The sequence below is a fragment of the Streptomyces sp. NPDC099050 genome, from assembly GCF_044759865.1.
In the GTDB taxonomy this organism is placed as follows: Bacteria; Actinomycetota; Actinomycetes; order Streptomycetales; family Streptomycetaceae; genus Streptomyces.
This window is the reverse complement of sequence record NZ_JBIWAE010000010.1, coordinates 144,579-170,909: the sequence shown is the minus strand read 5'-3', so window position 1 is coordinate 170,909 and position 26,331 is coordinate 144,579. Positions and strand designations below refer to the sequence as shown.

The following is a 26,331-nucleotide window of genomic DNA, read 5'->3' as shown; positions in this document are numbered from 1 at the left end:
CTAACTCCCAAGGTTCAAAGGGGCACCCGCATAAAGATTGGAGACACGGGATTTGGGAAAACGCGTTTGGCTGCACGACCCGGGGTGACGGCCCGAGGCGACGCAAAAGGTGCACTGCGTGTACTGCGGGTACTGCGAGGGATCTGCGGTACTGCTGGTACTCCTGGTGTCACCTGGGGTAAGCGGTGCACCTGGGGGGGTACTACGGGGGGGGTACTTCCGGGGAAAATTGACCGCGAGCGGTGCGGTGCTGATGACTCCGGACTTCTGTGCTCCGGGCGGTGCGGCTGGAAGTGTGACGTTCCCGTGTCACACCGCCCGGAAATCTGGGGGGGGGTCCGGGGGCCTCACGGCCCCCGGACCAGCCGTCCTAGAGAGTGCCGGTGAGCAGTTCCGGACGGATCGGCGTCTTGTTGATCTCCAGACCGGTCGCCGCCCGGATCGCCGCGATGACGGCCGGGGTGGACGAGAGGGTCGGGGCCTCGCCCATACCGCGCAGGCCGTACGGGGCCTTCGGGTCGGCGAGCTCCAGGACGTCGACCGGGATGGTCGGGGTGTCGAGGATGGTCGGGATCAGGTAGTCCGTGAAGGAGGGGTTGCGCACCTTCGCGGTCTTCGGGTCCACGATGATCTCTTCCATGATCGCGACGCCCAGGCCCTGGGTGGTACCACCCTGGATCTGGCCGACCACGGAGAGCATGTTCAGGGCCTTGCCGACGTCCTGGGCGGTCGCCAGCTCGACGACCTTGACGAGGCCGAGCTCGGTGTCCACCTCGACGACCGCGCGGTGCGCGGCGAAGGTGTACTGGACGTGGCCGTTGCCCTGGCCTGTGACCAGGTCGAAGGGCTCGGTCGCGGCGTGACGGAACTCGAGCTCGATGTCGATCGCGTCCTCGCCCTCCAGGATGTCGGCGATGTCCGCGAGGACCTCTCCGCCATCGGTGACGACCTTGCCGCCTTCGAGGAGCAGCTCGGCGGTCGCCCACGCGGGGTGGTACGAGCCGTTCTTGCGCCGGCCGATCTCCAGGACCGCCTCGCGGACGGCCTCACAGGTGTTCTTCACGGCGCCACCGGTCATGTACGTCTGCCGCGAGGCGGACGTGGAACCGGCGGAGCCGACCTGCGTGTCGGCCGGGTGGATGGTCACCTGCGTGACACCCAGCTCGGTACGGGCGATCTGCGCGTGGACGGTGATGCCGCCCTGGCCGACCTCCGCCATGGCCGTGTGGACCATCGCGACGGCCTCGCCGTTGATGACCTCGAGGGTCACGCGGGCGGTGGAGTAGTCGTCGAAGCCCTCGGAGAAGCCGACGTTCTTGATGCCGACCGCGTAGCCGACGCCGCGGACGACGCCTTCACCGTGGGTGGTGTTCGACAGACCACCGGGCAGCGCGCGGACGTCCGCGTTCTCGCCGGCGGACTCCCACTGGCGCTCCGGCGGCAGCGGGCGGGCCTTGACCCGGCGCAGCAGCTCGGCGACGGGCGCCGGAGCGTCCACGACCTGGCCGGTGGGCATGATCGTGCCCTGCTCCATGGCGTTGAGCTGGCGGAACTCGACCGCGTCCATGCCCAGCTTCGCGGCGAGCTTGTCCATCTGGGCCTCGTAGGCGAAGCAGGCCTGGACGGCGCCGAAGCCGCGCATCGCGCCACAGGGCGGGTTGTTCGTGTAGAGCGCGATCGCCTCGATGTCCACGTCCTCCAGGACGTACGGACCGACCGAGAGGGAGGAGGCGTTGCCCACGACCGCCGGAGAAGCGGACGCGTAGGCGCCGCCGTCCAGGACGATCTTGCACTTCATGTGCGTGAGCTTGCCGTCCTTGGTGGCGCCGTGCTCGTAGTACAGCTTCGCCGGGTGACGGTGCACGTGGCCGAAGAAGGACTCGAAGCGGTTGTAGACGATCTTGACCGGCTTGTTCGTGGCCAGGGCCAGGAGGCAGGCGTGGATCTGCATCGAGATGTCTTCGCGGCCACCGAAAGCGCCGCCGACGCCCGAGAGCGTCATGCGGACCTTCTCCGGCGGCAGGCCCAGGACCGGGGCGATCTGCTGGAGGTCCGAGTGCAGCCACTGGGTGGCGACGTACAGCTCGACACCGCCGTCCTCGGACGGTACGGCCAGACCGGACTCCGGGCCGAGGAAGGCCTGGTCCTGCATGCCGAAGGTGTACTCGCCCTCGACGATGACGTCGGCGCGCTTGCGGGCCTCTTCCACGTTGCCGCGGATGATCGGCTGGCGGTGCACGATGTTCGGGTGCGGGACGTGACCGATGTGGTGGTCGTCGCGGCCCTCGTGGATCAGCGGCGCGCCCTCGGCGAGGGCGGAGGCCTCGTCCGTGACGAGCGGCAGCTCACGGTAGTCGATCTTGATCTTGGCGGCCGCGCGGCGGGCGGTCTCCGGGTGGTCGGCGGCCACGAGGGCGACCGGCTCACCGTGGTGACGTACCCGGCCGTTGGCGAGAACCGGGGTGTCCTGGATCTCGAGGCCGTAGTTCTTCATCTCGGCCGGCAGGTCGTCGTACGTCAGCACCGAGTACACACCCGGCATCGCCAGGGCCTCGGAGATGTCGATCGAGACGATCTCGGCGTGGGCGACGGTGCTGCGGAGCGTCTGGCCCCACAGCATGTCCTCGTGCCACATGTCCGAGGAGTACGCGAACTCACCGGTCACCTTGAGGGTGCCGTCCGGGCGCAGCGTGGACTCGCCGATGCCGCCCTTGTTGTGCTTCTGCGTGACGTTGGTCGGCGTACCGGCCGGAACCGTGCGCGTGTTCTGAGCCATGGTCAGACCGCCTCAGACTGACGGGCGGCCGCGAGGCGGACCGCGTCGAGGATCTTCTCGTAGCCCGTGCAGCGGCAGAGGTTGCCGGACAGGGACTCACGGATGTCCTGGTCGGACGGGGAGGGGTTCTCCTCCAGCAGCGCGTCCGCCTGGACCAGGAGGCCCGGGGTGCAGAAACCGCACTGGACGGCGCCGGCGTCGATGAACGCCTGCTGGATGGTGGAGAGCTCGACACCTTCACCGGTCTGGGAGTCGCCCGGCTTGGCCTGCCACTGCTTGGCCGCGTCCAGGGAGACGCCGCCCTTGCTGCCGCAGCCGCCGCCGGTGCCACAGGCACCGCCGTGGCCGTGCTCGTCGCGCTGCTTGGCGAACTCCGCCAGGCCCTCGACGGTCACGACGTCGCGGCCCTCGACCTGACCGGCCGCGACCAGACAGGAACAGACCGGCACACCGTCGAGACGGACGGTGCAGGAACCGCACTCACCCTGCTCACAGGCGTTCTTCGAACCGGGCAGGCCCAGGCGCTCGCGCAGGACGTAGAGGAGGGACTCGCCCTCCCAGACGTCGTCGGCTTCCTGCGGACGGCCGTTGACAGTGAAATTGACGCGCATGATTACGCAGCCCCTTCGAGCGAGCGGCCGTTGTTCGAACCGCGGTACTGCTCCCACGTCCAGACGAGCTGGCGGCGAGCCATGATGCCGACCGCGTGGCGGCGGTACTTCGCCGTGCCGCGGACGTCGTCGATCGGGTTGGCCGCGCCGGAGGCGAGGTCACCGAACTGCTTGGCGATCGACGGGGTGATGACCTTGCCGGACTCCCAGAAGCCGCCCTCTTCGAGCGCGGCGCCCAGGAATTCCTCGGCGGCCTTCGCCCGGATCGGGGTCGGCGCGGCCGAACCGATGCCGGTACGGACCGTGCGGGTCTCGGGGTGCAGCGCCAGGCCGAACGCGCAGACGGCGATGACCATCGCGTTGCGGGAGCCGACCTTGGAGTACTGCTGGGGGCCGTCCGCCTTCTTGACGTGGACGGTCTTGATGAGCTCGTCGGCGGCCAGCGCGTTGCGCTTGACGCCGGTGTAGAACTCGTCGATCGGGATCAGGCGGGATCCGCGTACGGACTCCACCTCGACCTCGGCGCCCGCCGCGAGCAGCGCGGGGTGGGAGTCGCCGGCCGGCGAGGCGCAACCGAGGTTGCCGCCGACACCTCCGCGGTTACGGATCTGCGGGGACGCGACCGTGTGCGAGGCGAGCGCGAGTCCCGGAAGCTCCGTGCGGAGGTTCTCCATGATCTGCGTGTACGGGACGGAGGCGCCCAGACGAACCACGTCCTCGCCGACCTCCCACTCCCGCAGGAGACCGATGCGGTTCAGGTCCAGGAGGTACTCCGGCCGACGGTGGTCGAAGTTGATCTCGACCATCACGTCGGTGCCACCCGCGATCGGCACAGCTGTGGGGAACTCGGCCTTAGCGGCGAGCGCCTCCTCCCAGCTGGCGGGGCGAAGGAAGTCCATGTCGGCTCTCTTCTTCTTAATCGGGTCGTTCACTTCAAGCCAGGAGGCCGTTAGGCCCTCGACTGGTCGTTCACGTGCTGTTAACGCGGTGTGGACTCAGTACACCGGCCGTCCGTCCCCCGGGTGCAGTCACCGAAACCATGAAGGAGTTGGCTGGGGACCTCCCTCGTCTTGTAGATTCGTATGAAAGGCAGGATGCGACGACCTGCCCGATTTCCAACGGCAACATTCGAGACAGATCGGCGGCGACATCATGCGGCTGCGCGCACTGCTGGAAACCGAGGCGCTGGGGCTGCGGCTGCTGGGCGGCGAGGAAGAACTCGACCGGACGGTCCGCGGGGTCATGACGACCGACCTGAGGGATCCCAGCCGATACCTATCCGGAGGGGAGCTGGTCCTCACTGGCCTGGCCTGGAGACGAAATTCAGCCGACTCCGAGCCGTTCGTACGAATCCTGGCGAGCGCCGGAGTCGCCGGGCTCGCGGCCGGCGAGGCGGAGTTGGGTGACATTCCCGACGACCTCGTCACGGCGTGTCTGCGCAACCGTCTCCCGTTGTTCGCTGTGAACGAAGACGTTGCATTCGCCACCATCACCGAGTATGTGGTCCGACAGGTGTCGGGAGAGCGCGCCGGGGACCTCGCGGCCGTCGTGGACCGCCATCGGCGGCTCATGACCTCCGGTCCGGCCGGTGGCGGACCCGATGTGGTCCTCGATCTGCTCACCACGGACCTCGATCTGCGGGCCTGGGTGCTCTCCCCCACCGGACGGCAGATCGCCGGGGCGGGCGAGCCGCTGGCGCCGGGCATCTGCGCGGCACTGGCGAGCGAGCACCTCGCGGCGGTCCGGACGGGCCGCAGGGGACCGCACCGGATGTCCCTCCAGGGTATTACGTACTCCCTCTTCCCGATCAGGGGACACGGGCGCGGCGCCGCCGGTCCGGCGGCCCGGGACGTCCGCGAGAGCGTGCTCTCCGACTGGCTGCTGGCCGTCGAGGCCGACGCCGGCGACTGGCCGGCCGAGCGGCTCGACCTGCTCCAGGGCGTCACCCAGCTGATCGCCGTCGAGCGGGACCGCCGCGACGCGGCCCGTACGGTGCGCCGCCGCCTCGCCCAGGAGGTCCTGGAGCTGGTCCAGACGGGCGCTCCGCCCGCCGAGATCGCCGCCCGCCTGCGGGTGGCCGCCCCGGTGCTCCTGCCCGGGCTGGGCACCGCCCCGCACTGGCAGGTCGTCGTGGCCCGGGTGGACTGGGACGGCGGCGACATCGCGGGCGGCCCCGTCGCCCAGTCGCTGCTCGAAGAGATCCTCGTGGACCCCTCCGTCTCCGGTCCCGAACCCTCGGACCGGATCGCCGTCGCGCACGCCGGGGACGAGGCGATCGCCCTCGTACCGCTGCCCGCGCCCGCCGGGGAGCCCGGCGAGGAGAAGGGCCCCGACACCGCCCTGCACGCGGAAACGCTGCTCGCGGCCGTACGGGACCCCCTGGCGGCCGGACTCGCCGACGACGGCCGGCTCACCCTGGGCGTCAGCGCGGCCGTGTCCTCCGCCGAGGGCCTGCGCGGGGCCCTGGAAGAGGCCCGGCACGCCCGCCGGGTCGCGGCGGCCCGCCCTGGCCGGGTCTGCGCGGCCGGCCACCACGAGCTGGCCTCGCACGTCCTGCTGCTCCCGTTCGTCCCGGACGACGTCCGCCGCGCCTTCACGGCCCGGCTGCTGGACCCGCTGCGCGACTACGACCGCCGCCACCGCGCGGAGCTGATCCCCACCCTCGAAGCCTTCCTGGACTGCGACGGCTCGTGGACCCGCTGCGCGACGCGGCTGCACCTCCACGTCAACACGCTGAGGTACCGGGTCGGGCGAATCGAGCAGTTGACGGGACGGGACCTTTCCCGGCTGGAGGACAAGCTCGATTTCTTCCTGGCACTGCGGATGAGCTGAGAAGATCCACCGCCTGACCGGCCGGGGGGCCGGTCGGGACCGAGTGGAGCCCGACTGGAGGCCGGGCGGGGGCGACTGATGATCCGTCCGGACTTTGTGAAAGAGTTCACCCGACCCCTTGGCCGAACCCGCCGATCCGTGCTCTCATTTCGCCCCAGGGCTCAACGACGTGCTGCTTGGTTGCTTTGGGGAGGGCAATGTGGCGGATACCGCCATGTCCAGTGCCGGAACTATCGGGGGAGACGACCCCCTCCAGCGGGCGATATGGCGGCTGCGCTCGCGCGGCTGTTGGACCGACGCGGCGGCCCTGCTGACGCCGCACCTGCACGATGCCGGAGCCGCCGTCCAGCGGACCGGGCTGCTGGTCGAACGCTGCCTGTTCACGGGCCAGGGCTGGGCCGAGGCCGAGGACGCCCTGCGGGTGGCCGAAGCGGTCTCCCAGGACGACGACGACCGGGGCGCGGCCGCCTGCGAGCGGGGTCACCTGGCGTACGCGGCGACCGTACTGGGCGTACGCGACCGGGCCGACGAGGCCCGCTCGGCCCTCGGGCGGGCGGCGGCACTGCTGTCCCCGGGTTCGCGCACCCGCCCCCTGCTGGACTTCCGCCGAGGCCTGGTCGCGGAGCACCTCGCGGACGCGCCTTCCTCCGCCCTGCCGGCCTACCGGCGGGCCCACGCGGGCGCCCTCGCCCACGGCGACACCCTCCTCCTCTCCTTCACCTGGCGGCACCTGGCGGCGCTGGCCCTGCGGGACGGCGAGGTCGCCGAAGCCCGCAAGGGCTTCGCGGAATCCCTCCGCATCCGGGAGGACCTCGGCTTCCTCATCGGCACGGCCCCCGCCCTGGCGGCCCTGGCCGAAGCCGAACCGGAACCGGAAGCCACCCGCCTCCGAGCGGAGGCCCGCCGCCTCTTCCACCTCCTGGGCGGCATCCCCACCTGGCTGGCAGACCAACTCCACCCGACGCCTACGCCTACGCCTTCTTAACGCGTCGCTCGCACCGCTGCGCGGGCTTCGCGCCGCTGCGCCGGACTCCGTCCGTCGGTGGCCGGGCGGGGTGCTCGCCACCGCCGCCCCGGCGCGGGCCCGGTGGGCGGGTGGGCCCTGCGGGGCTGAGTTCCCCTACCCGCCCTTCCACCGTTCCCCGGGCGCTGCCCGGACCCCGGTCCTCAAACGCCGGACCGGCTGAAGAGCAGGGGTACCGGGCTGCGCCCGGACCCCCCTGGGGCTCCGCCCCAGACCCCGGTCCTCAAACGCCGGACGGCTGGAATGGGGCGGGCGGCCGGGAAAGACCAGCCCCGGCCGACTGAAGGCCCCCCGGGCCGGGATCGCGTGTCCCCGGCCCGGATCGGGTCTCCCCGGCCGGGATCGAAGGTCTTCGGCCGAGGCTGGATGTTCCCCCGGCCGGGGTCGGTGGGGGCTGCGTGCTGGGGTCGGGGACGGGGGCGGGGTGGGGTGTTGGCCGGGACGTAAAGCGTGATTTGTGGCGCGAGAACAACCCGCGCCCTGTCGAAGCAGAGGACAGGGCGCCTAAATCATGCAGTCCAGGCCGACACCCCACCCCGCCCCCGGCACCGACCCCCACACGCAGCCCCCACGCACCCAGGCCACCCCCAGCCCCGCCGGCGTTTGAGGCGCAGGGGTCCGGGGACTGGTCCCCGGCGACACCGCCGCGCAGGCGGACTCGGTCAGGGGGACCTGAAGTGGGCCCGGATCAGGGACTCCGCCCCGGAAAGGTCACCCGCGGACAGCGCCACCAGCACCGCCAAGTGCTCCGCCGCATCCGCCACGAGCTCCGCCCGCCGGACCCGCCGCGGCCCCGGCAGGGGCCACTGGGAGCGGCGGTGGAGATCCTCCGCCACCAGGAGGAGCTGCGCGTTGCCGGCCAGCGCCAGCACCGCACGGTGGAACGCCCGGTCCGCGTCGGCGTACCGCGCAGCATCACCGGCCGCCGCCGCCGACTCCGCAGACTCCGCCGCGGGCACCACCGCGGCCCAGGCCCCCGCCGGCACCGTACGGGCCAGCCGCAGCATCACCGGGACTTCGAGCAGCGCCCTGACCTCGGCCAGTTCCGCCAGCTCCCCCGGGGTCCGGGTCAGCACCCGGAAGCCCCGGTTCGGGAGGCATTCCACGACCCCCTCCAGCGCCAGCTGCTGCATCGCCTCGCGCACGGGCGTCGCGGAGACCCCGAACCGCTCCCCCAGAGCCGGCCCCGAGTAGATCTCCCCCGGCGCCAGCTCGCCCGCGAGCAGCGCCGCGCGCAGGGCGTCGAGGACCTGCCCGCGCACGGAGTGCCGTACGACTTTGCGGTCTTGCTCGCGGTCCTGCTGTTCCGGTACCCGGGCTCGGGCCGTATCGCGCACTCGGTCCTCCACGGGTTTAGACCTGCCCCGAAGAGTATCCCGCCTCCCACACCCCACGAAGATCAGGTAAGGTAAGGCTTACCTGTTAACGATCGCGTGATTCGGTGGTTCGCCATGACCGTCATGACCGTCGCGCCCACCCAGGGCCACGGACACCCCGTACGCACCCCCGCCCCCGCCCCGGCCCCCGCCGGCTCTCCGGTGGCGGACGCGTACGCACGGCTGACCGAGGTCTACGGCGGACTGCGCGTCACCGAGCTCGCCCCGCACGAACCCTCCCCTCGCGGTGTGGGGTGGGTCGGTGCGGACGAGCTCGCGGCGGGCAGCGAGGCACTGGAGACCTTCCTCGCGTGGGACGAGGCGCAGATACTCCGCGACTACGGGCGCCCGGGTCGGCCCGACGTGGTGGCGGGGTTCGGGCTGCACCGGTACGCGTGGATGGCCTGTCTCCTGATCACGATCCCGTGGTTCCTGGACCGGCGCGTGCCCCTCCTCCCCCCGGAGGACGTGTCCTTCGACCGGGCGCACGGCCGGATGGCCGTCCGCGTCCGCTCCTTCGCCTGCCTGCCGGACGACCCGGCGGCCGCGCTCCCCGGGGCCCGGGTCGTGCCCGACGAGGACGCGCTGCGCGCGGAGGTGCGGGCTGCGGTGGCCCTGCACCTCGAACCGGTCATGGAGGGCTTCGGCCCGCGGACGCGGCGCGGCCGGCGCGCCCTGTGGGGCATGGTGACCGACGACGTGGTCGAGAGCCTCTGGTACGCGGCCAACCTGCTCGGCGAAGCCGAGGAGCAGCGGGCGATGCGCGAGCTCGACGCGCTCTTCCCGGGCTCGACCGCCCCCTACACCGGGGGCGCGGGCTTCCGCACCCTCGAGGCCCCGGACGGCCGGCAGCTGCCCACCCGTGACCGGGCGAGCTGCTGTTTCTTCTACACGATCCGCCCGGACGACACCTGCGTCACCTGCCCCCGCACCTGTGACGAGGACCGCGTGGCACGCCTGACGGCCGACGCCTGAGCGGGACGCCGCAGGGCTCTACGGCGCTACGGCTCTACGGCTCTCTCGTCACAGATCTCCTCCAGGGCGGTGCGGACCGGCCCCACGCGGGGCGCCGACGGTCGGCCAGTGTCACCCGCCCGGGCGTACGGCCGCCACCGAGTTTGCGCGCCGCCGCCTCCGCCGCCTCAACCCACCCGTCCGACTGACGGAAATCGAACTCAACCTGCCACGTACGAGCTGGAGTTCGATTCGCAACACCCTATCCGGCGGGCTGCGCCCCCCGTTGGCGTCCACTTGCCCCGAAACCCGCGTGTACGGCTCACCGGCTGCGCCACTATGGCGCCCGGAAAGCCGCAACCGGCCACAAGCCGAACAGCCGCATACGCGAGGCAAGGGACAACCGCATGAGACTGACCGACATATCGCTGGACTGGCTGCTGCCCGGCAGCCTGCTGATCCTGGGCGTACTTGCGGCAGTGGCGGTACTGGCCCGGGGCAAGCGCGAAGGCGAGAAGGCCGGGGTGGCCGAGGACAGCTGGGAGCGCAGCGAGGAACGGCGGCGGCGCAAGGAAGCCGTCTACGGGACCGCCTCCTACGTCCTGCTCTTCTGCTGCGCGGCGGTCGCCGCGGCGCTCTCCTTCCACGGGCTGGTCGGCTTCGGCCGGCAGAACCTCAACCTCACCGGAGGCTGGGAGTACCTGGTCCCCTTCGGTCTCGACGGCGCCGCCATGTTCTGTTCGGTGCTCGCCGTCCGGGAGGCCAGCCACGGCGACGCGGCCCTCGGTTCGCGCATGCTGGTCTGGCTGTTCGCGGGAGCGGCCGCCTGGTTCAACTGGGTGCACGCCCCGCGCGGTCTCGGCCACGACGGGGCTCCGCAGTTCTTCTCCGGCATGTCGCTCTCGGCGGCCGTGCTCTTCGACCGCGCCCTGAAGCAGACCCGCCGGGCCGCACTGCGCGAACAGGGCCTGATTCCGAGGCCGTTGCCGCAGATCCGGATGGTCCGCTGGCTGCGTGCCCCCCGGGAGACCTTCGGCGCGTGGTCGCTGATGCTGCTGGAGGGGGTCCGCACGCTGGACGAGGCCGTGGACGAGGTGCGCGAGGACAAGAAGGAGAAGGAGAACGACCGGCACCGCCGTCGGGAGCAACACCGCCTGGAACGCGCGCACATCAAGGCGCTCGGCCGGCAGAACCGGGCGTTCGGGCGCATGGCCCGGGCCCGTCAGGTCGAGGTGCCGGGGCTGGCACCCGGAGCCGGCTCCGCGCCGGTCGGCGCGGAGCCGGCCATAGCGGAAACCGGGCAGTTGCCCCTACGGCGCCGGCCCTCCCTGCAGGCCGTGAACGGAACCGAACCCCCTCACACGGCTGAAGCGGCCAACCCGGCCACCGGCCCCCGGACGGTGGACCTCACCGCCGAGGACGACACCCAGACGCTCCCCCGGCTCGACTCCCTGGAGCGCAAACTGAAGGACCTGGAGCAGCAGTTCGGCTGACGCCGCCGATGCGGCGGGCCCCGGCCCGTCCGGGAAGCGCGTCGCGGGGTCCGCCCGGTCACTCAGGCGGACCCCACCTCATTCGCTCCGTCGAGTTCGAACCACACGAGCTCGAACCACACCACCTTGCCGCCGCCCCGTGACATTCCGAGCGCGTCCACGCCCCAGGCGTCGGCGAGCGACTGCAGCAGCACCAGCCCCCTGCCGTGCGTACCGTCGTCGGCGGACGGTACGTGCGGCCGGGGCCGGCGGGCGGCGTAGTCGCGGACCTCCACCCTCAGCCGGTCGTCGGCGAGGGTCGCCGAGACCTCGGCGCCCTGATCGGTGTGGACGAGGGCGTTGGTGACGAGCTCGGTGATCAGCAGCTCGGCCACCTCGGCGGCCTCCGTCCGGCACCGGTGGCGCATCAACTCCCGTAAGTCCCTGCGGACTTCTGCCACTGCTTTCAAGTCGGCCCGCCGCACGCTGCGGGTGATACCCGAGGCGTCCACCGCCGTACCGTCCTCGGCCGACGGTTCGCGCGGCACCGGCCGCCCCCTCCGCCACAGCTTCCCGGTCTTCGCCCCCACCCGCACGGCGATGTACCTCCCGTTTGCCCGCTGCCCCGACGGCCCGTCGGTCGAACAGGCCTACGGGATGCATGCCCCCCGGGGAAATCCGCACGCATCCGGGCTCAAGGGCGGGGCACGTTGCGGAGGTTGGATCGAGCCATCTGGATCATCCGGCCCACCCCTCCGTCCAGCACGATCTTGCTGGCCGAAAGTGCGAATCCGGTCACCATCTCGGCACTGATCTTCGGCGGAATCGACAGGGCGTTGGGGTCCGTGACCACGTCCACCAGAGCTGGTCCCTTGTGCTTGAAAGCATCCTTCAAAGCCGCTGTGAGCTGCTTGGGCCTCTCCACCCGGACCCCGTACGCGCCCGCCGCGCGGGCGATCGCGGCGAAGTCGGGGTTTTTATTCGTCGTTCCGTACGAAGGAAGGCCGGAAACCAGCATCTCCAACTCGACCATGCCGAGGGATGAGTTGTTGAAGAGGACCACTTTGACGGGGAGGTCGTACTGCACCAGGGTGAGAAAATCTCCCATCAGCATGGAGAAACCGCCGTCGCCCGACATCGACACCACTTGACGTCCGCGATCGGTGAACTGTGCGCCGATGGCCTGCGGAAGGGCGTTGGCCATGGAGCCGTGGCTGAAGGATCCGATGATGCGGCGCCTTCCGTTCGGGGAAAGATAGCGCGCCGCCCATACGTTGCACATGCCTGTATCCACGGTGAACACGGCGTCATCGTCGGCGAGTTCGTCGAGCACCGCGGCCACGCACTCGGGGTGGATGGGCGTGCGCTTCTCGACCTTGCGCGTGTACGCCTTCACCACCCCCTCCAGCGCGTCCGCGTGCTTCTTCAGCATCCGGTCGAGGAACCGGCGGTCCGTCTTGGCCTTCACCCGGGTGTTCAGCGCGCGCAGCGTCTCCCGTACGTCGCCCCAGACCGCGAGGTCCAGCTTGGTGCGGCGGCCGAGGTGTTCGGGCCGGATGTCCACCTGGACGATCTTGACGTCGTCGGGGAGGAAGGCGTTGTACGGGAAGTCCGTGCCGAGCAGGATCAGCAGATCGCACTCGTGGGTGGCCTCGTAGGCCGCGCCGTAGCCGAGCAGCCCGCTCATGCCGACGTCGTAGGGGTTGTCGTACTGGATCCACTCCTTGCCGCGCAGGGCGTGGCCGATGGGCGCCTTGACCCGGCCGGCGAACTCCATCACCTCGGCGTGCGCGCCGGCGGTGCCGCTGCCGCAGAACAGGGTGACCCGGTCGGCCTCGTCGATGAGCCGGACCAGCTTGTCGATCTCGCCGTCGCCGGGCCGTACGGTCGGCCGCGCGGTCACGAGTGCCTGCTCGACGCTCTGCTCCGGGGCGGGCAGGGAGGCGATGTCCCCGGGCAGCGACACCACGCCGACGCCGCCGCGCCCGATGGCGTGCTGGATGGCGCTCTGCAGGACCCGGGGCATCTGCCGGGCGTTGGAGATCAGCTCGCTGTAGTGACTGCACTCGGTGAACAGCCGGTCGGGGTGGGTCTCCTGGAAGTAGCCGAGGCCGATCTCGGAGGAGGGGATGTGGGAGGCCAGCGCGAGAACCGGCGCCATGGAGCGGTGGGCGTCGTAGAGCCCGTTGATCAGGTGGAGGTTGCCGGGGCCGCAGGAGCCCGCGCAGGCGGCGAGGGACCCGGAGATCTGGGCCTCGGCGCCGGCCGCGAAAGCGGCGGTCTCCTCGTGGCGCACCTGGATCCAGTCGATGCCGCCGGTGCGGCGGATCGCGTCGACGACGGGGTTGAGGCTGTCCCCGACCACTCCGTACATCCGGCGCACGCCGGCGCGCACGAGGATGTCGATGAACTGCTCCGCCACGTTCTGCTTGGCCATGGAGGGGGCGCCCTTCCCTTTTCCGGTTCGGCTCTGCTTCCCGGCTCGGCTGCTCGGCTCTGCTCTGCCGCGTGCGCCTCCCATCCACGCATGATCCGCCGGGTTACGCCTCCCAGACCGCGGCGGCCGTCCGGTCGTCGGCGTAGCCCTTGAGGCGGAGCTGGGTGTCGGCGAGAAAGGCGGCCAGGCCCGGCGGGGGTGCGTCGGCCCAGCGGGCGGAGAGCTCCGCGGAGAGCGGCTGCTCCTCGCGCATCGGGTCGGCGAGGCCGCCGGAGCACAGCAGCAGGGTGTCGCCGGGGCGGGCCACGGAGGCCCGGAAGCGGAACGCGGCCGGGGCACCGGACGCCGATCCCGGCTCCTCCAGGTCCCGCCACTGTCCGTCCCGGAGCCGGAACAGCCCGCCCACGCCCGCGCCGAAGCAGATCCGGGTGCGGCAGCCGGGGTCGACCGGCAGCAGCAGTCCGCGCAGCCCGGCCGTGTAGCCGTCCTCCGGGAGCCCCAGCTCGGCGGCGCGGGCGCGCAGCTGCCCGTAGCCGCGGTCGGTGAGCCGCTGGAGCCCCGAGCGCAGGGCTTCGCGGCGGCCGTCGCGGATGTCCTGCGACAGCCGCTCCTGGCTCCGCCCGACCGCTCCGGCGACGGAACGGCACACCTCGGCGGCGGCCTCGGCGGCCCCGGGCGCGGCGCGGTCGCCTCCGGCGAGCACGACCAGGACCAGCGCGTCGGGTCCGGTGCCGAAGCGGGCGGTGAGCAGGAAGTCCCGCCGCGCTTCGCCCCGGAACCGGGCGGAGTCCCCGCGTACGGAGGCGGCACGCAGCGTGTAGCCGCCGTACTGGGCCCCCTCCAGCACGGTGTCGGGCGTCAGCGCGGCCAGCCCGGCCGGGTCGGCGGCGGGCAGCGCGATGGGCTCGGCGGCGTAGGTGGGCGCCCGGTCCCCCAAATGCGCCACAACGGGACGCGACCCCCCGAAGACCCCACTCCCGTGCCCGCTCCCCTGCCCGTGCCCGTCTCCCCGCCCGGCCTCCTGAGCCCCCTGCCCGCCCCCAGGCCGGTCCTCCTGCCCCGCTCCGGAGCGCCCCCTTTGACCGACCCCCGAGCCGCCCTCATGCCAGGACCCCGAGCCGCCCCCTTGGCCGAGTTCCGAGCCGCCCTCCCGTTCCGGTCCCGGACGGCCCTCCCAGCCCGGTCCCGGACGGCCCTCCAGGCCCGGTCCCGAGCGGTCCCCTGGACCGAGCCCCGAGCCGGCCCCTTGGCCGGGTTCCGAGCCGTCCTCCCGGCCGGGTCCGGACCAGGCCTCCTGGCCTGCCCCACGATGCGGACCGGGCCATCCCCCGGTCCCGGGGCCCGCCGCGCGGCCTGCATCGGCACCGTCGCCGGGCGCGGGAGCGGAACCCCAGCCCGCCCCGGAGCCGGGATGCGACCCGAGCGCGAACCCGGTTTCGGAACCGGAGACGGACCGTGGATCCGAACCGTTGCCAGCTCCGGACCTCGGACCTGAGCCAGAGCCGGTACCGGAGGCGATGCCAGAGCCGAAGCCGGCATCGAGCCCGGGGCCGGAGCCGGAGCCGAGGCCCGCGCCGGACCCAAAGCCGGGACCGGGATCGGAGTCAAGCCCGGGGTCGGACCCGGAGCCGGGGTCGGAGCCTGCCCCCAGTCCCGCGCCAGGGCGGTTCTCGGAGCCCGAGCCGAGGCCGAGCCCCGTACCGGACCCAGACCCGGGATCGGAGCCGAGGCCGGTGTCGGAGTCGGTGCCCGAGCCGGGGCCCTGACCGGAACCCCGATCCGGACCGGAGTCGGTATTGAGCCCGGCGCCGGCCCCCCAAGCCGGGGCAGAGCCCGGATCGGGAGTGGAGGCGGAGCCCGGGTCCGGGGGCGAGCCGGTACCCGGCCCTGCCCACGGGCCCCGGCCGGCATCCGCACTCGTGCCCGGAGCCGCACTCGGTGCGGGGGCGGCAGGCCCCGGGTGCCCGGCTCCTGCGTGCGGGGCGCCGGGGTCGTATCCGGCGCCCGCCGGGGGCGCGGCTGCTGGGGGGTCGTCGTCCCGCAGGCCCCAGCTCCAGTCGGACGGTTCCCCCGACTCGTCGGTGGGCAGCGCGGGCGGGACCGTGACGCTCCCGAGCGCGTACCAGGTCTGGCCGCCTTCCCGCGGATCCCGCGGCGGCGGCAGCACCAAGCCGCCGTACGCGTCCTCGGCCCGGGGAAACGGCCGTCCCGGCGGCCCCGCCTCCGGCTGGGATGCGGCCACGGGCGGCTCCGCTTGAACCTCAGGACCCGCCACGCCAACGGCCGCCGGCGGCTCGGCCACGGGGCCGGGAGCATGCAGGGGTACAGGCAGGGCCGCCTCCGCAATCGGCCCGGGGGCAGGCGAGGCCGCCTCCGCTTCGACCTCAGGCCCCGCCCCGCCAACGGCCGCGTACGGCCCCGCCTCCGGCCAGGGCGCAGCCGCGCGCGCCTCCGCTTCCACCTCAGGCCCCGCCCCGCCAACGGCCACAGACGGCCCCGCCTCCGGCCAGGGCGCGGCCGCGGGCGGCTCCGCTCCAGCCCCAGGCGGCGTCCCGCCGACGGCCACGGACGGCTCGGCCACGGGATCGGGACCGGGACCCGGATCGGGAGCACACAAGGGGGCAGGCGAGGCCGCCTCCGCAACCGGCCCGGGCACCGCCGCGGGCACCGCCGGGGCCGGCTCGGCGGGTTCCGTCAGGGGAACCGGGGCCGGCCGGGGGCCGGGTACCGGGGTCGGGGCCACCAGGACCGCCGCCGAGCGGAAGCGGTGTTCCAGGGTGTCCCGGGGGTCGGGTTCGGGTCCCCCGTCGGGGTCCTCGTAGAGCTTCTGCCACCAGTCATCCGCGCCCGCGTCCCGCTGACTCATGGCCCTCATTGTCGGGCTCCGGCGCGACCGAAATCCGGCGAACGCAGGAAAAAGGGGGGCCCATCGGACCGCCGTCCGATGGACCCCCCAGCTCTATGTCGTACGACCTACCGAATGTCGTACGCCCGCGCGACCATCTGGGTGACGGTGGCGCCGTTCGTGTCGGTCAGCTCGACCTTGAGCATGACCTGCTTGCCCGCGGCCCCGGCGTGGTCCACGGTCGCGGTCCACTGCCCGCCGCGCTCGGCGACCTTCGCCTCGGTCCAGCTGCCGCCCTCGTCGTACGAGTACGACAGCTCGGCCGACTTGAGCGTGCCGGGCGCGTAGCCCGCGTGCCCGCTGACCGAGAGGCCGATCTTCTGGCCGTTGGCCGCGGCCAGCGTCTTCAGGCCGTCCAGCGGGGCGGAGATCCGCGGGAAGATGACCGGCAGCGCCTGCGAGTACTGCGCCGCGTCCAGCTTCGAGCGGAAGGTCCAGGTGGTCTGGATCCCGGAGGAGCGCTGCCAAGTACGGGCCGGCTGGCCGAACTTCTCCAGGTACTGGGTCAGTTCGTACGTGGCCTCGCGGTCCGGGACCTCGAAGGCCCCGAACGGGTAGCCGGTGTCGCCGAGCGATTCGCCGTCGACCTTGAGCGAGACGTTGCCGAGGTCGCCGAAGCCGCCCTGCTGGGCGTAGTGCCCGGTGTCGCCCCACATCGCGGAGGCGAAGCCGATCAGGTTGCCCTGGCGCTCGGCGGCCAGCTGCTCCTTGCCCGCGGTGTCGCGCGGCGCCACCGGGCCGATGACCCCGTCGTACCAGTTCTCGGCGCGCTTGGAGCCCGCCTTGTACGTGCGGTGCTGGTCGGTCATGAACTCGCCCCACGGGAAGCTGCTGGAGACCAGGTGGTCCCAGGCGGTGTCCCCGGCGGAGTAGTACTCGGTGCGCTTGCCCGGTACCGCGACGGTGTCGATGGAACCGAAGTACACGGCGCCGCCGAGCGGGCGGTAGGCCCCGGCCACGTCGATGAAGTCGGACGCGACGCCCATCGACTGGTAGGCCGATTCGACGGTGCCGAGCTCGCGGTCGCGCACCCGGTAGGTGCGGTCGCCGTGGACCTGGCCCTTCTCGATCTGGGCGAGGTTGTAGACGTACGGGCTCTTCGCGGTGCCCTTCCAGGTCAGCGTGACCCCGCCCTTGACGATCTTGTCCAGCAGGGCCTGGCCCTCGCCGGACTCGACGGCCAGCAGCGGGAGTGCGCCGCCCGCGTAGCCGGCGAAGGCCTGCCACCGGCCGGGTGCCTCGCGGTAGGCCACGACGGCCTTGGCGCCGGCGGCCTTCGCGTCCTGCGCGATCTGATAGGCCGTGCTCTCGTCAGTCACCTTGACCAGGGCGATCGCGCCCTTGGCGGCGACGGCCGCGAACTCCTCGGGCGTGCCCGAGCCCGCGTTGACGAGCGGGGCGCTGCCGGTGCCGTCGAGGTTCTCGCTGCCGGTCGAAGCGGTGATCGGGTGCAGCACCTGGCCGCCCTTCACCTTCAGCTCGGAGAGCAGCGGAGCGGCTGCCCGCCAGTAGCTGCCGAACTCGAAGTCGCCCTCCTTGGCCGTTCCGTCGACCGAGGCGTAGTAGCCGCGGACCGTGCGGCCGCCCATGGCGGTGCCGGCGTGCACCCAGCCCTCCTCGCCCCAGGAGCGGGAGAAGGCGAGGGTGGTGGCGCGCGCCTCGGTGGGCTTGTCGGTGGCGATGCTCAGCTTGGCCGCCTTGCGGGCGTCCAGCACGATCACCGTGTCCTTCTTGATCTCCGTCTGCGGACGGCCGAGGTAGGTGATCGAGTCGTACATCTCCGCGTTCACGCCGGCGTCGGGGGTGCCGACGAAAGCCGAGAGGAAGTACGAGCCCGGGCGGACCCGGAACACCTGGTCGACGGCGCCCTCGTTGAAGCGGCGCTCACCGGTGGCGTCGTCGGTGCCGATCAGGTCCAGGGAGGACGGGCCGGCGGCCGGCTTGCCCGCGCGGTCGATGAGCTTGACGCGCACCGTGACCGTCTCGGGCTCCACGTAGAGGGAGAAGGGGGTGGAGACGTGCACGCCGTTCGCCGTGGCGATGACGCGGCCGGTGACGTCCCCGTACTGGGAGCGCTCCAGCTTCGCGGCGGGGTCCAGGGCGAGCGGCACCTTGACGGTGGCGCCGGCCGGGACGGTCACGGTGCGCTTGTCCAGGCGGGCGACCTGGCTGCGGACGGCGGAGCCGTCGTTGCCGGTGACCTTCTCCACGGAGAGGTTCAGCGTGACGGGCTTCTTCCCCGTGTTGGTGTACGGGATCTCCACGCCGGTGCGGTCGCTGCGGTCCTGCGGCCAGTTGTACGTGCCGCCCTGCACCGCGGGGGCGCTGGTGACGGTGGTGCCGATGGCGGCCTTGACGTCGAGCCGGCCGGCGCCGGTCTCCCGTACGTCGCCCGGGACCGCGGTGTTGGCGGAGCCGACGAGCGCGGCCTTGATCTGCTGGGCCGTCCAGTCGGGGTGGCGCTGCTTGACGATGGCGGCGGCGCCCGCGACGTGCGGGGTGGCCATCGAGGTGCCGGACATGGCCTGGTAGGCGTACACCCCGCGGCCGCCCGCGGCCGCGGCGGAGATCTGGACGCCGGGGGCGGCGATCTCGGGCTTGAGGGTGTGGTTCAGGCCGGCCGGGCCGCGGCTGGAGAAGGAGGCCGTCTTGTCGTCGCGGTCCACGGCGCCGACGGTCAGCACGCTGGGCGCGCAACCGGGCGAGGAGACGGTGTTGTTGCCGGGGCCGGCGTTGCCCGCGGCGATGACGAAGAGGCTGTCGCTGCTCTGCGCCAGCGCCTCGGTGGCCGCGGCCAGCGGGTCGTCGCAGGAGAGCTGGGAGGGGTCGCCCAGGCTCATGGAGATCACGTCGGCCTTGCTGTCGACGGCCCACTCCATGCCCGCGATGATCCAGGAGTCCAGGCCGTAGCCGGAGTCGTTGAGGACCTTGCCGCTGAGCAGCTGGGCGCCGGGGGCGACGCCCTTCTTCGCTCCCTCGCTCGCGGCGCCGGAGCCGCCCACGGTGGAGATGGTGTGGGTGCCGTGGCCCTGGCGGTCCTCGGCGGTGTCCGAGTCGGTGAAGTTCTCGGCTTCGGCGACGCGGCCCTTGAGGTCGGGGTGTTCGAGGTCGGTACCGGTGTCGAGGACGGCGACCTTGGTGCCCTTGCCGTCGAATCCGGCGGCCCACGCGGCGGTGGCGCCCACCTGCTGGGTGGAACGCTCCAGGTTCGCCTGGACCTTGCCGTCCAGCCACAGCTTCTTCAGCGGGGCGGTGGCGGCCGACCGGGCGCGCGGGTTGACGTTCGCGCCGGTGACGTCGGCCCAGAAGTCGGCGGCCTTCTCCTTGTCGGCGGCGAGTGCGACGCCGCCGATGGAGCCGAGGACCAGCGACTGCTCGGCGCCGCGCGGAACGGGCGGCGCGCTGCGCACGAGGCTCGCGGAGCGCTCGTACACGGCGATCAGCGGGAGCTTCTTGGCGTGCGTGTCGTCGTAGCCCTGCCGGATCAGGCCGGTGACGTTGAAGAGTTCCTCGTCGACCTTGCCCGCGGCGAGGGCCTTGACCGCGCTCTCGGGGTAGACGTAGAGGTCCTTGCCCGCCCGGCGGGTCTGCACGATCGGCTGCGAGCCGTCCGCGCGGGGCATGGCGGTGGCGGCCGTACGGCCCTGCGCGTCGGTGGACACCAGGATCCGGTCACCGGTGACCAGGGTCACCGTGACGGGGCCGGTGGGCTGCTTCGCCGCTTCCTGGCTCCCCGTGAGGGCCTTCTTCGCCGTGCCGGACCCTGCTCCGGACGCTCCGTCGCTCGGCTGCGCCGTGGACGGGCCCACGGCCGTGACGGCCAGGACGGCCGCGATGGCCGCTCCCAGTGCCGTACGCGATATCGGGCGCATCGCTCTCCCCAGATGAATTCCGGCCAACTACTGCATTGCACGGCGAAATCGCCGCGTAAATGGCTTCTGGCCAGCGGATGTTGGTGCTGCGGTGGCGCCACCTTGGCAGAGGGGCGGGTGGTGCGGCGATGATGTCGACGGCGGGTTTGCGCCGTGGCCGCTTCCCGCCAGGAACGGTTCCGAGAGGGTTGGGTGGACGAGTTGCTGGGTGCGATAGGTCTCGACGAAGGACAGGAGTCCGCTTACCGCGCGCTCGTCGCGCTGGGGGCGGCGGAGATACCGGACCTCGCGCACCGGCTGACCCTGCCGGTGCAGCAGACCGAACGGACCCTGCGCCACCTGGAGCGCCACGGGCTCGCCGCCCAGTCCTCCGCCCGGCCCGGCCGGTGGGTGGCGGCCCCGCCCGGGGTGGCCCTGGGCGCGCTGCTCACCCAGCAGCGGCACGAGCTGGAGCAGGCGGAGCTGGCGGCGGCCCTGCTGGCGGAGGAGTACCGGGCGGAGGCCGCCGAGCCGGCCGTGCACGACCTGGTGGAGGTGGTGACGGGCGCGAGCGCGGTGGCCCACCGCTTCCACCAGCTCCAGCTCGGCGCGGTGGAGGAGGTGTGCGCGCTGGTCAGCGGCCGGCCGCAGGTGGTGACCGGAACGGACAACGAGGCGGAGGAGCGGGCGGCCGTGCGGGGCGTTGCCTACCGGGTGGTCATCGAACGGGAGGTGCTGACGCTGCCGACCGGGATCCGCGAGGCCTCCACGGCGCTGGCGCGCGGCGAGCACATCCGGGTGTCGGCCGCGGTGCCGACCAAACTCGTCATCGCGGACCGGACGCTCGCGATGGTCCCGCTGACGGCGCGCGGCGCGGAGCCGGCGGCGCTGGTCGTGCACGCGTCGGGGCTGCTGGAGTCCCTGATGGGCCTCTTCGAGGCGGTCTGGCGGGAGTCGCTCCCGCTGCGGCTGGGCTCCACGGGGGCGCCGGAGGAATCCGATGGCGGACCGGACGCCACGGACCTGGAGATCCTCACCCTGCTGCTGGCGGGGATGACGGACGCGAGCGTGGCGAAGCACCTGGAGCTGGGCCTGCGGACGGTGCAGCGGCGGGTCAAGGGCCTGATGGAACTGGCGGGGGTCACGACCCGGCTCCAGCTCGGCTGGCACGCGTACGAACGGGGCTGGGTGGCCCGATAGCCCCAGGTCAGGCAGGCTGAGCAGATGGATCTGCCTCAGCTGCCCCAGTTGCTGCTGGTGGGGCTGGTGCTGGTGCTCGGAGTGCTCGGGGTACTGGTCCCCGGCGTCCCCGGCACCCTCCTCGTCTGGGCCGGGGTCCTGTGGTGGGCGCTGCACGAACGGTCGTCGGTGGCCTGGGGCCTGCTGGCGGGCGCGACGGCACTGCTGCTGATCGTCCAGGTGGTGAAGTGGCTGCTGCCCCCGCGACGGCTCCGGGGCGTCGGCGTCACCCGCCGGATGGTGGTGTACGCGGGCGCCGGGGCGGTACTGGGCTTCGCGCTGCTCCCGGTCGTCGGCACGGTCCCGGGCTTCGTGGGCGGCATCTACCTCTGCGAGCGGCGCCGCCTGGGCACGCGCGGGGAGGCGTGGGCGTCGGTACGGGCGGTGATGCGGGCGGTGGGCACGAGCGTGCTGGTGGAACTGTTCGCGTGCCTGCTGGTGGTCGGGGCGTGGGTGGGCACGCTCGTGTGGGCGTAGTCCGGGCACCGGAGCTCGGGGCGCAGGCCCGGCTGTCCCTGGTGGTGGACGGCCTGGCCGGCACGCGGTGGCGGCCGGTCGGACCGGACCGCCGGGACACGACCCCGCCCGGGGCCCCATGAGCCCCCGGGCGGGGTGACTACGGGAACGGGGCGGTGGCCGTCAGGCGCGGCCCGTGCGCTTCGCGGAGTAGTTCGCGCGGCCCTCCGCCGAGCGGAGCCTCCAGTCGCGCCTGATCTCCGCCCGGAGCCGCGCGTCCGTCTTCGCGACGATCCGCTGGTTCTCCCGCAGCAGCTTGCGGTAGCTCTCCAGCCGCCGCTCGGACAGTTCCCCGGAGTCCAGGGCCGCCCGCACCCCGCACCCCGGCTCCGCCTCGTGCGCGCAGTCGTGGAAGCGGCACCGTTGCGCGTACTCCTCGATCTCCGAGAAGACCTGCCCGACGCCCGCCTCCGCGTCGAAGAGCCCGACGCCCCGCAGTCCGGGGGTGTCGATGAGCACGCCGCCGCCGGGCAGTGCGAGCAGGTTGCGCGTCGTGGTGGTGTGGCGGCCCTTGCCGTCGACGTCGCGGGCGGCCTGGACCTCCATCACCTCTTCGCCGAGCAGGGTGTTGGCCAGCGTGGACTTGCCCGCGCCGGAGATTCCGAGGAGCACGCTCGTACCGCTCCCGACCACCGCGGCGAGCACGTCGGTGCCCTCCCCGGTCATCGAGGAGACCGTGAGGACCGTGACCCCGGGGGCCGCGGCCTCCACGTCCTCGACGAGGTGCGAGAGGGTGACCGGGTCCGGGACCAGGTCCGCCTTGGTCAGGACCACGAGCGGCTGGGCCCCCGATTCCCAGGCGAGCGCCAGGAACCGCTCGATGCGGCCGAGGTCCAGTTCGACCGCCAGGGACACCGCGATGATCGCGTGGTCGACGTTCGCGGCGAGGATCTGCCCCTCGGACCGCTGGGAGGAGGTGGACCGCACGAAGGCGGTGCGGCGCGGCAAGTACGTCTTCACGTACCGCGGAGTGCCGTGCGCCTCCACGACCGCCCAGTCGCCGGTGCAGATGACCCGGAGCGGGTCGTGCGGGGTGACGAAGGCGGTGTCGGCGCGGACGACGCCGTCCGCCGTCATGACGTCGCACTGACCGCGGTCGACCCGTACGACCCGGCCGGGCACGAGTCCCTGGTCGGCGTGGGGGGCGAACTCGGCGGCCCACGCGTCGTCCCAGCCGTAGGGGGTCAGGGCGTGCGAGAGAGAAGCCTGCGGGAAAGAAGAGAAAGACAAGGGAAACCCTTCACAGGGTGGCCCCGGCGGTGCGCGCCGCTAGCGGGCGCGAAGGAGGTGAGAGGTCAGCCGGAGGCCACGGAAGTGACATTGATGGTCTTCTGAGTGCGGGCAACGCCCTGCGCCATGACGGTCATCAATGAACTCACCTCCGGGTCTGCGTACGTACTGACGAGCGGTCCCGCGGCGATCGGCGGGAACGGCCCCACCGTAACAAGCACGCTCAGACCCGCGCCACTTCTTTTACGGGACACGGCCGACCCTCGGCCGCGACGCCGAGCGGGGGGACGGGGGGGACGGGAGGACTTACCGTCGGTCAGCGCCGACCATAGAACCTGCCGTCAAGTGGGGTAAGGGACTAAGCTGTTCTTCATGGAGAACCGCGGAACCGCAGATTCTGAGACGCTTTACGAGACACGAACTCCCGCTGTCGCGTCGCAGAATGCGCCGAATATCGAGACGGCTCCCGACACCCGGCGGCGGATCCTGCAGGTGTCCATGGAGCTGTTCGGAGTCCACGGCTTCCACGAGACCTCGCTGCGGGAGATCGCCGAACGGGTGGGCGTCTCCAAGCCGGCGGTGCTCTACCACTTCCCCGGCAAGGCCGACATCCTCGGCGCCCTGGTGGAGCCGATGCTCCGCGATCTGGCGACCGCCCTGGCCCGCGCCGCCGCGTCGGCGCATCCCGGTGGATCCGGTGGATCCGGTGCGGCGGGCGGCTCCGGTCCCGGGCCCGGGCGGGTGCGGTGGGCCGCCATCGAGGGGATCCTCGACGTCTGGCTGGAGCACCGCCACCTGCTCCGGCTGAACCTGCAGGACATGGCCCTGGCCACCCCCGGGCCGGCCTTCGCCCGCCTGCACGACGCCATGCTCCGGGCGAACTCCCTGGTCGCGGGGGCGGACCCCGGCTTCGCGGAGCGGGTGCGGGCCGCCCAGGCCGTCGCCATGCTCTCCGACCCGGTGGTGCTCTTCGCCGACGCCCCGGTCCCCGCGCTGCGCGAGGCCGTGCTGGACGGCGTACGGCGCCTGCTGGACGGGCCCGCCGAACCGGCTCCGAGCGCACGGCCCGTACCGGGAGGCCGGCGAGGGCGGCCCGCAGCCATGAGCCCGGCCATGATCGAGGCGGCCCGCCGGATGCACGCCGCGGGCAGCGGGGCCACCGCGATCGCCGCCACCCTCGGCGTCTCCCGCGCCACGGTCTACCGGCACCTGCCCCAGGACGACGACGCCGGCACCACCACTGGCACCGCCTGACCGGATCCGGTGTCCGATGCGTTCAAGACGACCGGGTCCGGGCGCCCCTGCACGAGTCATTCCGATGTGATCAGTGGTCGTAGGCGATGAGCGGGCGTGTGAGCGGCTGGCCGGCATTGTGGTTGTGCCAGATCGCGGCGGCCATTGCGAGGATGCGCTGGGCGACGCGGACGGCGACGCCCTCGAAGGTCCGGCCGCCGTGTTGTGACCGCCATTGGCACAGAGCCCGACGCGCTGAAAGCGTGTCGGGCTCGAACGGTTGGTGGGTGGAGTCGCCGCTGCCACGCGGGAACTGACTGCACGTCTCGGCCCGTCGTGGGCCGGGCGCGAACGGAGTTGGCCGGGGTCACTGGCCACAGCCGGAGGCGCCTCCTCAGGAGCCTCCGTCCGATTCCGGGAAGTCCTCTATGAGGTCCAGCGGGAGCATGACGAGGGCCGTCGTTCCGCCCGAGTCGGAGGGGCGCAGCTGGATGCGGATGCCGTGGCGCAGGGACAGACGGCTGACCACGAACAAGCCCATCCGGCGGGAGACGGAGGTGTCCACGGTCGGCGGCGACGCGAGCCGCTCGTTGATCGCGGCGAGGTCCTCGGGAGAGAGGCCGATGCCGGTGTCGTGGATCTCGACGAGCACGCGGCCGTCGGGCAGCGCGTGACCGATGGCTTTGACATTGGTCAGCGGAGGGGAGAAATAGGTGGCGTTCTCCAGCAGCTCGGCGAGCAGGTGCACGAGGTCGTTCACCGCACGGCCCATGACGGCGACGCCCGGCACCGAGGACAGTTCGCACCGTTCGAACTGCTCCACCTCGGACACGGCGGCACGGAGCACGTCGGCGAGCGGGACGGGGCGGGTCCACCGGCGGCCCGGCTCCTCGCCCGCGAGGACGAGGAGGTTTTCGCCGTTGCGGCGCATGCGGGTCGCGAGGTGGTCGAGTTTGTAGATCGAGGAGAGCTGGTTCGGGTCGGCCTCGCGCGACTCCATCTCGGAGATGAGCGAGAGCTGGCGCTGGATGAGACCCTGCGAGCGGCGCGAGAGATTGGTGAACATCGCATTGACGTTGTCCCTCAGGAGGGCCTGCTCGGCGGCAAGGCGAAGGGCCTGGCGCTGAATCTCATCGAGCGCCCTGACCACCTCTGACGCGCGTCCGCCGGAGGAGAATGCCAGGGATTCAAGGACCATGGGCCCCCGGGACCCGCCGGCTGCGGCCTCTTCCAGGAGGTCGGGCAGTTCGGCGAGCATCTGCCTGGCGACCTTGTGGAGCTCTTTCATCTCACGACGCCGGCGGCCCCAGCGCCACCAGGCAGCCGACGGCTCGTCCGGCACGGAAACCAGCTGCACCTCAGGTGTGCTGTCCTCGTCCAGGGCGTGCACGGCTCGGTGCAGAGCCTGAGTGAGCTCTCCCTGCTCCTGGGCGATGACGTACCGGGCGCTGACAGCCTGAGTCAGAGACTCGGACAATTCCGCGACGAGGTGGTCGTGGCGGGCTCGCTCGGCCATCGTTCGTTCGAGCTGTCGCCTGACGTCGGCGGCGTCCCGGACTTCGACCCTGGCTTCGAGCTGGCGCAGCGCCGCTTCGGCCTTGTCCCGAAGGTCACGCTCCAGCTCAAGTTCGCGGCTCAGGCCCCAGATCGTTTCCTGGGCCTGCTCCGCTCGCGCCGTCGCCGCTTCGAGCGCGTCTTGCAGGACGTACACCTCGTGCAGTCGAGGCTCACGGACCCGGCAAGCCTCGTAGTAGAGACCGCGGACCGTTTGCTTCACCTCATCCTGGACATCGACCTTCGTCTTCTTCTCCACGGCGTCGAAGAGCCTGTCCAAGAAGCCGATCTCCGGCAGCCGCTCACCGCTGAAGTACCGCG

The 26,331-nt window shown here is 72.2% G+C and carries 15 protein-coding genes and 2 pseudogenes; 7 read left to right on the top strand and 10 right to left on the bottom strand.

The genetic code is table 11. The features are described 5' to 3' along the window. Nucleotides 1-370: 370 nt before the first annotated feature. Genes ACIQV3_RS19115 through ACIQV3_RS19105 form a run of 3 tightly spaced genes read right to left on the bottom strand, consistent with a single transcriptional unit; the run spans nucleotide 371 to nucleotide 4,286 of the window. Nucleotides 371-2,776 (bottom strand): xanthine dehydrogenase family protein molybdopterin-binding subunit, encoded by a 2,406-nt coding sequence (locus ACIQV3_RS19115; protein WP_403713562.1) that lies wholly within the window; start codon nucleotides 2,774-2,776, stop codon nucleotides 371-373. 2 nt (nucleotides 2,777-2,778) lie between these two features. Then, complete coding sequence (locus ACIQV3_RS19110) at nucleotides 2,779-3,387, bottom strand: (2Fe-2S)-binding protein (protein ID WP_385367681.1); 609 nt, start codon at nucleotides 3,385-3,387, stop codon at nucleotides 2,779-2,781. Between the two features lie 2 nt (nucleotides 3,388-3,389). Further along, on the bottom strand, nucleotides 3,390-4,286 hold the full coding sequence (locus tag ACIQV3_RS19105) for a xanthine dehydrogenase family protein subunit M (protein WP_112451346.1): 897 nt from the start codon (nucleotides 4,284-4,286) through the stop codon (nucleotides 3,390-3,392). 253 nt (nucleotides 4,287-4,539) lie between these two features. Between ACIQV3_RS19105 and ACIQV3_RS19100 the strand changes: the two genes are divergently transcribed. Together ACIQV3_RS19100 and ACIQV3_RS19095 are read left to right on the top strand one after the other, a co-directional pair. Beyond that, complete coding sequence (locus ACIQV3_RS19100) at nucleotides 4,540-6,219, top strand: PucR family transcriptional regulator (RefSeq protein ID WP_403713561.1); 1,680 nt, start codon at nucleotides 4,540-4,542, stop codon at nucleotides 6,217-6,219. A gap of 214 nt (nucleotides 6,220-6,433) precedes the next feature. After that, nucleotides 6,434-7,204: a hypothetical protein gene (locus tag ACIQV3_RS19095; protein WP_403713560.1), complete on the top strand. Its 771-nt coding sequence runs from the start codon at nucleotides 6,434-6,436 to the stop codon at nucleotides 7,202-7,204. A gap of 701 nt (nucleotides 7,205-7,905) precedes the next feature. On the opposite strand, the gene ACIQV3_RS19090 is transcribed toward ACIQV3_RS19095, so the two are convergent. Further along, nucleotides 7,906-8,580, bottom strand: coding sequence for a GntR family transcriptional regulator (locus ACIQV3_RS19090; protein ID WP_403713559.1), 675 nt, complete (start codon nucleotides 8,578-8,580; stop codon nucleotides 7,906-7,908). Nucleotides 8,581-8,703: 123 nt separating this feature from the next. Between ACIQV3_RS19090 and ACIQV3_RS19085 the strand changes: the two genes are divergently transcribed. Both ACIQV3_RS19085 and ACIQV3_RS19080 read left to right on the top strand, forming a co-directional pair. Then, nucleotides 8,704-9,594, top strand: coding sequence for a (2Fe-2S)-binding protein (locus ACIQV3_RS19085; RefSeq protein ID WP_403713646.1), 891 nt, complete (start codon nucleotides 8,704-8,706; stop codon nucleotides 9,592-9,594). 386 nt (nucleotides 9,595-9,980) lie between these two features. Continuing rightward, on the top strand, nucleotides 9,981-11,066 hold the full coding sequence (locus ACIQV3_RS19080) for a DUF2637 domain-containing protein (RefSeq protein WP_403713558.1): 1,086 nt from the start codon (nucleotides 9,981-9,983) through the stop codon (nucleotides 11,064-11,066). 62 nt (nucleotides 11,067-11,128) lie between these two features. On the opposite strand, the gene ACIQV3_RS19075 is transcribed toward ACIQV3_RS19080, so the two are convergent. From ACIQV3_RS19075 to ACIQV3_RS19060, 4 genes and pseudogenes are all read right to left on the bottom strand, one after another. Next, nucleotides 11,129-11,593: an ATP-binding protein gene (locus tag ACIQV3_RS19075; RefSeq protein WP_403713557.1), complete on the bottom strand. Its 465-nt coding sequence runs from the start codon at nucleotides 11,591-11,593 to the stop codon at nucleotides 11,129-11,131. Nucleotides 11,594-11,739: 146 nt separating this feature from the next. Next, nucleotides 11,740-13,482: a pyruvate dehydrogenase gene (locus ACIQV3_RS19070; RefSeq protein ID WP_403713556.1), complete on the bottom strand. Its 1,743-nt coding sequence runs from the start codon at nucleotides 13,480-13,482 to the stop codon at nucleotides 11,740-11,742. Between the two features lie 103 nt (nucleotides 13,483-13,585). Then, nucleotides 13,586-14,437 (bottom strand): annotated as a pseudogene (locus ACIQV3_RS19065) (protein phosphatase 2C domain-containing protein); the annotation flags it as partial. A 2,018-nt stretch (nucleotides 14,438-16,455) separates the two neighbouring features. Further along, the gene (locus ACIQV3_RS19060) at nucleotides 16,456-20,259 is read right to left on the bottom strand and encodes a S8 family peptidase (RefSeq protein WP_403713555.1); all 3,804 of its coding nucleotides are present in this window, start codon (nucleotides 20,257-20,259) and stop codon (nucleotides 16,456-16,458) included. Nucleotides 20,260-20,460: 201 nt separating this feature from the next. Between ACIQV3_RS19060 and ACIQV3_RS19055 the strand changes: the two genes are divergently transcribed. Both ACIQV3_RS19055 and ACIQV3_RS19050 read left to right on the top strand, forming a co-directional pair. Beyond that, entirely contained in the window at nucleotides 20,461-21,438 is a 978-nt protein-coding gene (locus tag ACIQV3_RS19055) for a helix-turn-helix domain-containing protein (RefSeq protein ID WP_403713645.1), read from the top strand. A 24-nt stretch (nucleotides 21,439-21,462) separates the two neighbouring features. Next, on the top strand, nucleotides 21,463-21,954 hold the full coding sequence (locus tag ACIQV3_RS19050) for a DUF456 domain-containing protein (RefSeq protein WP_403713554.1): 492 nt from the start codon (nucleotides 21,463-21,465) through the stop codon (nucleotides 21,952-21,954). A gap of 162 nt (nucleotides 21,955-22,116) precedes the next feature. On the opposite strand, the gene rsgA is transcribed toward ACIQV3_RS19050, so the two are convergent. Then, nucleotides 22,117-23,223, bottom strand: a complete 1,107-nt coding sequence (rsgA, locus tag ACIQV3_RS19045; RefSeq protein WP_403713553.1) for a ribosome small subunit-dependent GTPase A — start codon at nucleotides 23,221-23,223, stop codon at nucleotides 22,117-22,119. Nucleotides 23,224-23,595: 372 nt separating this feature from the next. On the opposite strand from rsgA, the gene ACIQV3_RS19040 reads away from it, so the two are divergent. Next, on the top strand, nucleotides 23,596-24,477 hold the full coding sequence (locus ACIQV3_RS19040; protein ID WP_403713552.1) for a TetR family transcriptional regulator: 882 nt from the start codon (nucleotides 23,596-23,598) through the stop codon (nucleotides 24,475-24,477). Between the two features lie 411 nt (nucleotides 24,478-24,888). Here ACIQV3_RS19040 and ACIQV3_RS19035 read toward each other — a convergent pair. Further along, nucleotides 24,889-25,579: pseudogene (locus tag ACIQV3_RS19035) on the bottom strand (sensor histidine kinase); the annotation flags it as partial. Nucleotides 25,580-26,331: the final 752 nt, after the last annotated feature.

Excerpts from the sequence above, each read along its gene's own strand:
- ACIQV3_RS19115 (WP_403713562.1), bottom strand. The coding sequence starts at position 2,776 with ATGGCTCAGAACACGCGCACGGTTCCGGCCGGTACGCCGACCAACGTC.
- ACIQV3_RS19110 (WP_385367681.1), bottom strand. The coding sequence starts at position 3,387 with ATGCGCGTCAATTTCACTGTCAACGGCCGTCCGCAGGAAGCCGACGAC.
- ACIQV3_RS19105 (WP_112451346.1), bottom strand. The coding sequence starts at position 4,286 with ATGGACTTCCTTCGCCCCGCCAGCTGGGAGGAGGCGCTCGCCGCTAAG.
- ACIQV3_RS19100 (WP_403713561.1), top strand. The coding sequence starts at position 4,540 with ATGCGGCTGCGCGCACTGCTGGAAACCGAGGCGCTGGGGCTGCGGCTG.
- ACIQV3_RS19095 (WP_403713560.1), top strand. The coding sequence starts at position 6,434 with ATGTCCAGTGCCGGAACTATCGGGGGAGACGACCCCCTCCAGCGGGCG.
- ACIQV3_RS19085 (WP_403713646.1), top strand. The coding sequence starts at position 8,704 with ATGACCGTCGCGCCCACCCAGGGCCACGGACACCCCGTACGCACCCCC.
- ACIQV3_RS19080 (WP_403713558.1), top strand. The coding sequence starts at position 9,981 with ATGAGACTGACCGACATATCGCTGGACTGGCTGCTGCCCGGCAGCCTG.
- ACIQV3_RS19070 (WP_403713556.1), bottom strand. The coding sequence starts at position 13,482 with ATGGCCAAGCAGAACGTGGCGGAGCAGTTCATCGACATCCTCGTGCGC.
- ACIQV3_RS19060 (WP_403713555.1), bottom strand. The coding sequence starts at position 20,259 with ATGCGCCCGATATCGCGTACGGCACTGGGAGCGGCCATCGCGGCCGTC.
- ACIQV3_RS19050 (WP_403713554.1), top strand. The coding sequence starts at position 21,463 with ATGGATCTGCCTCAGCTGCCCCAGTTGCTGCTGGTGGGGCTGGTGCTG.
- ACIQV3_RS19040 (WP_403713552.1), top strand. The coding sequence starts at position 23,596 with ATGGAGAACCGCGGAACCGCAGATTCTGAGACGCTTTACGAGACACGA.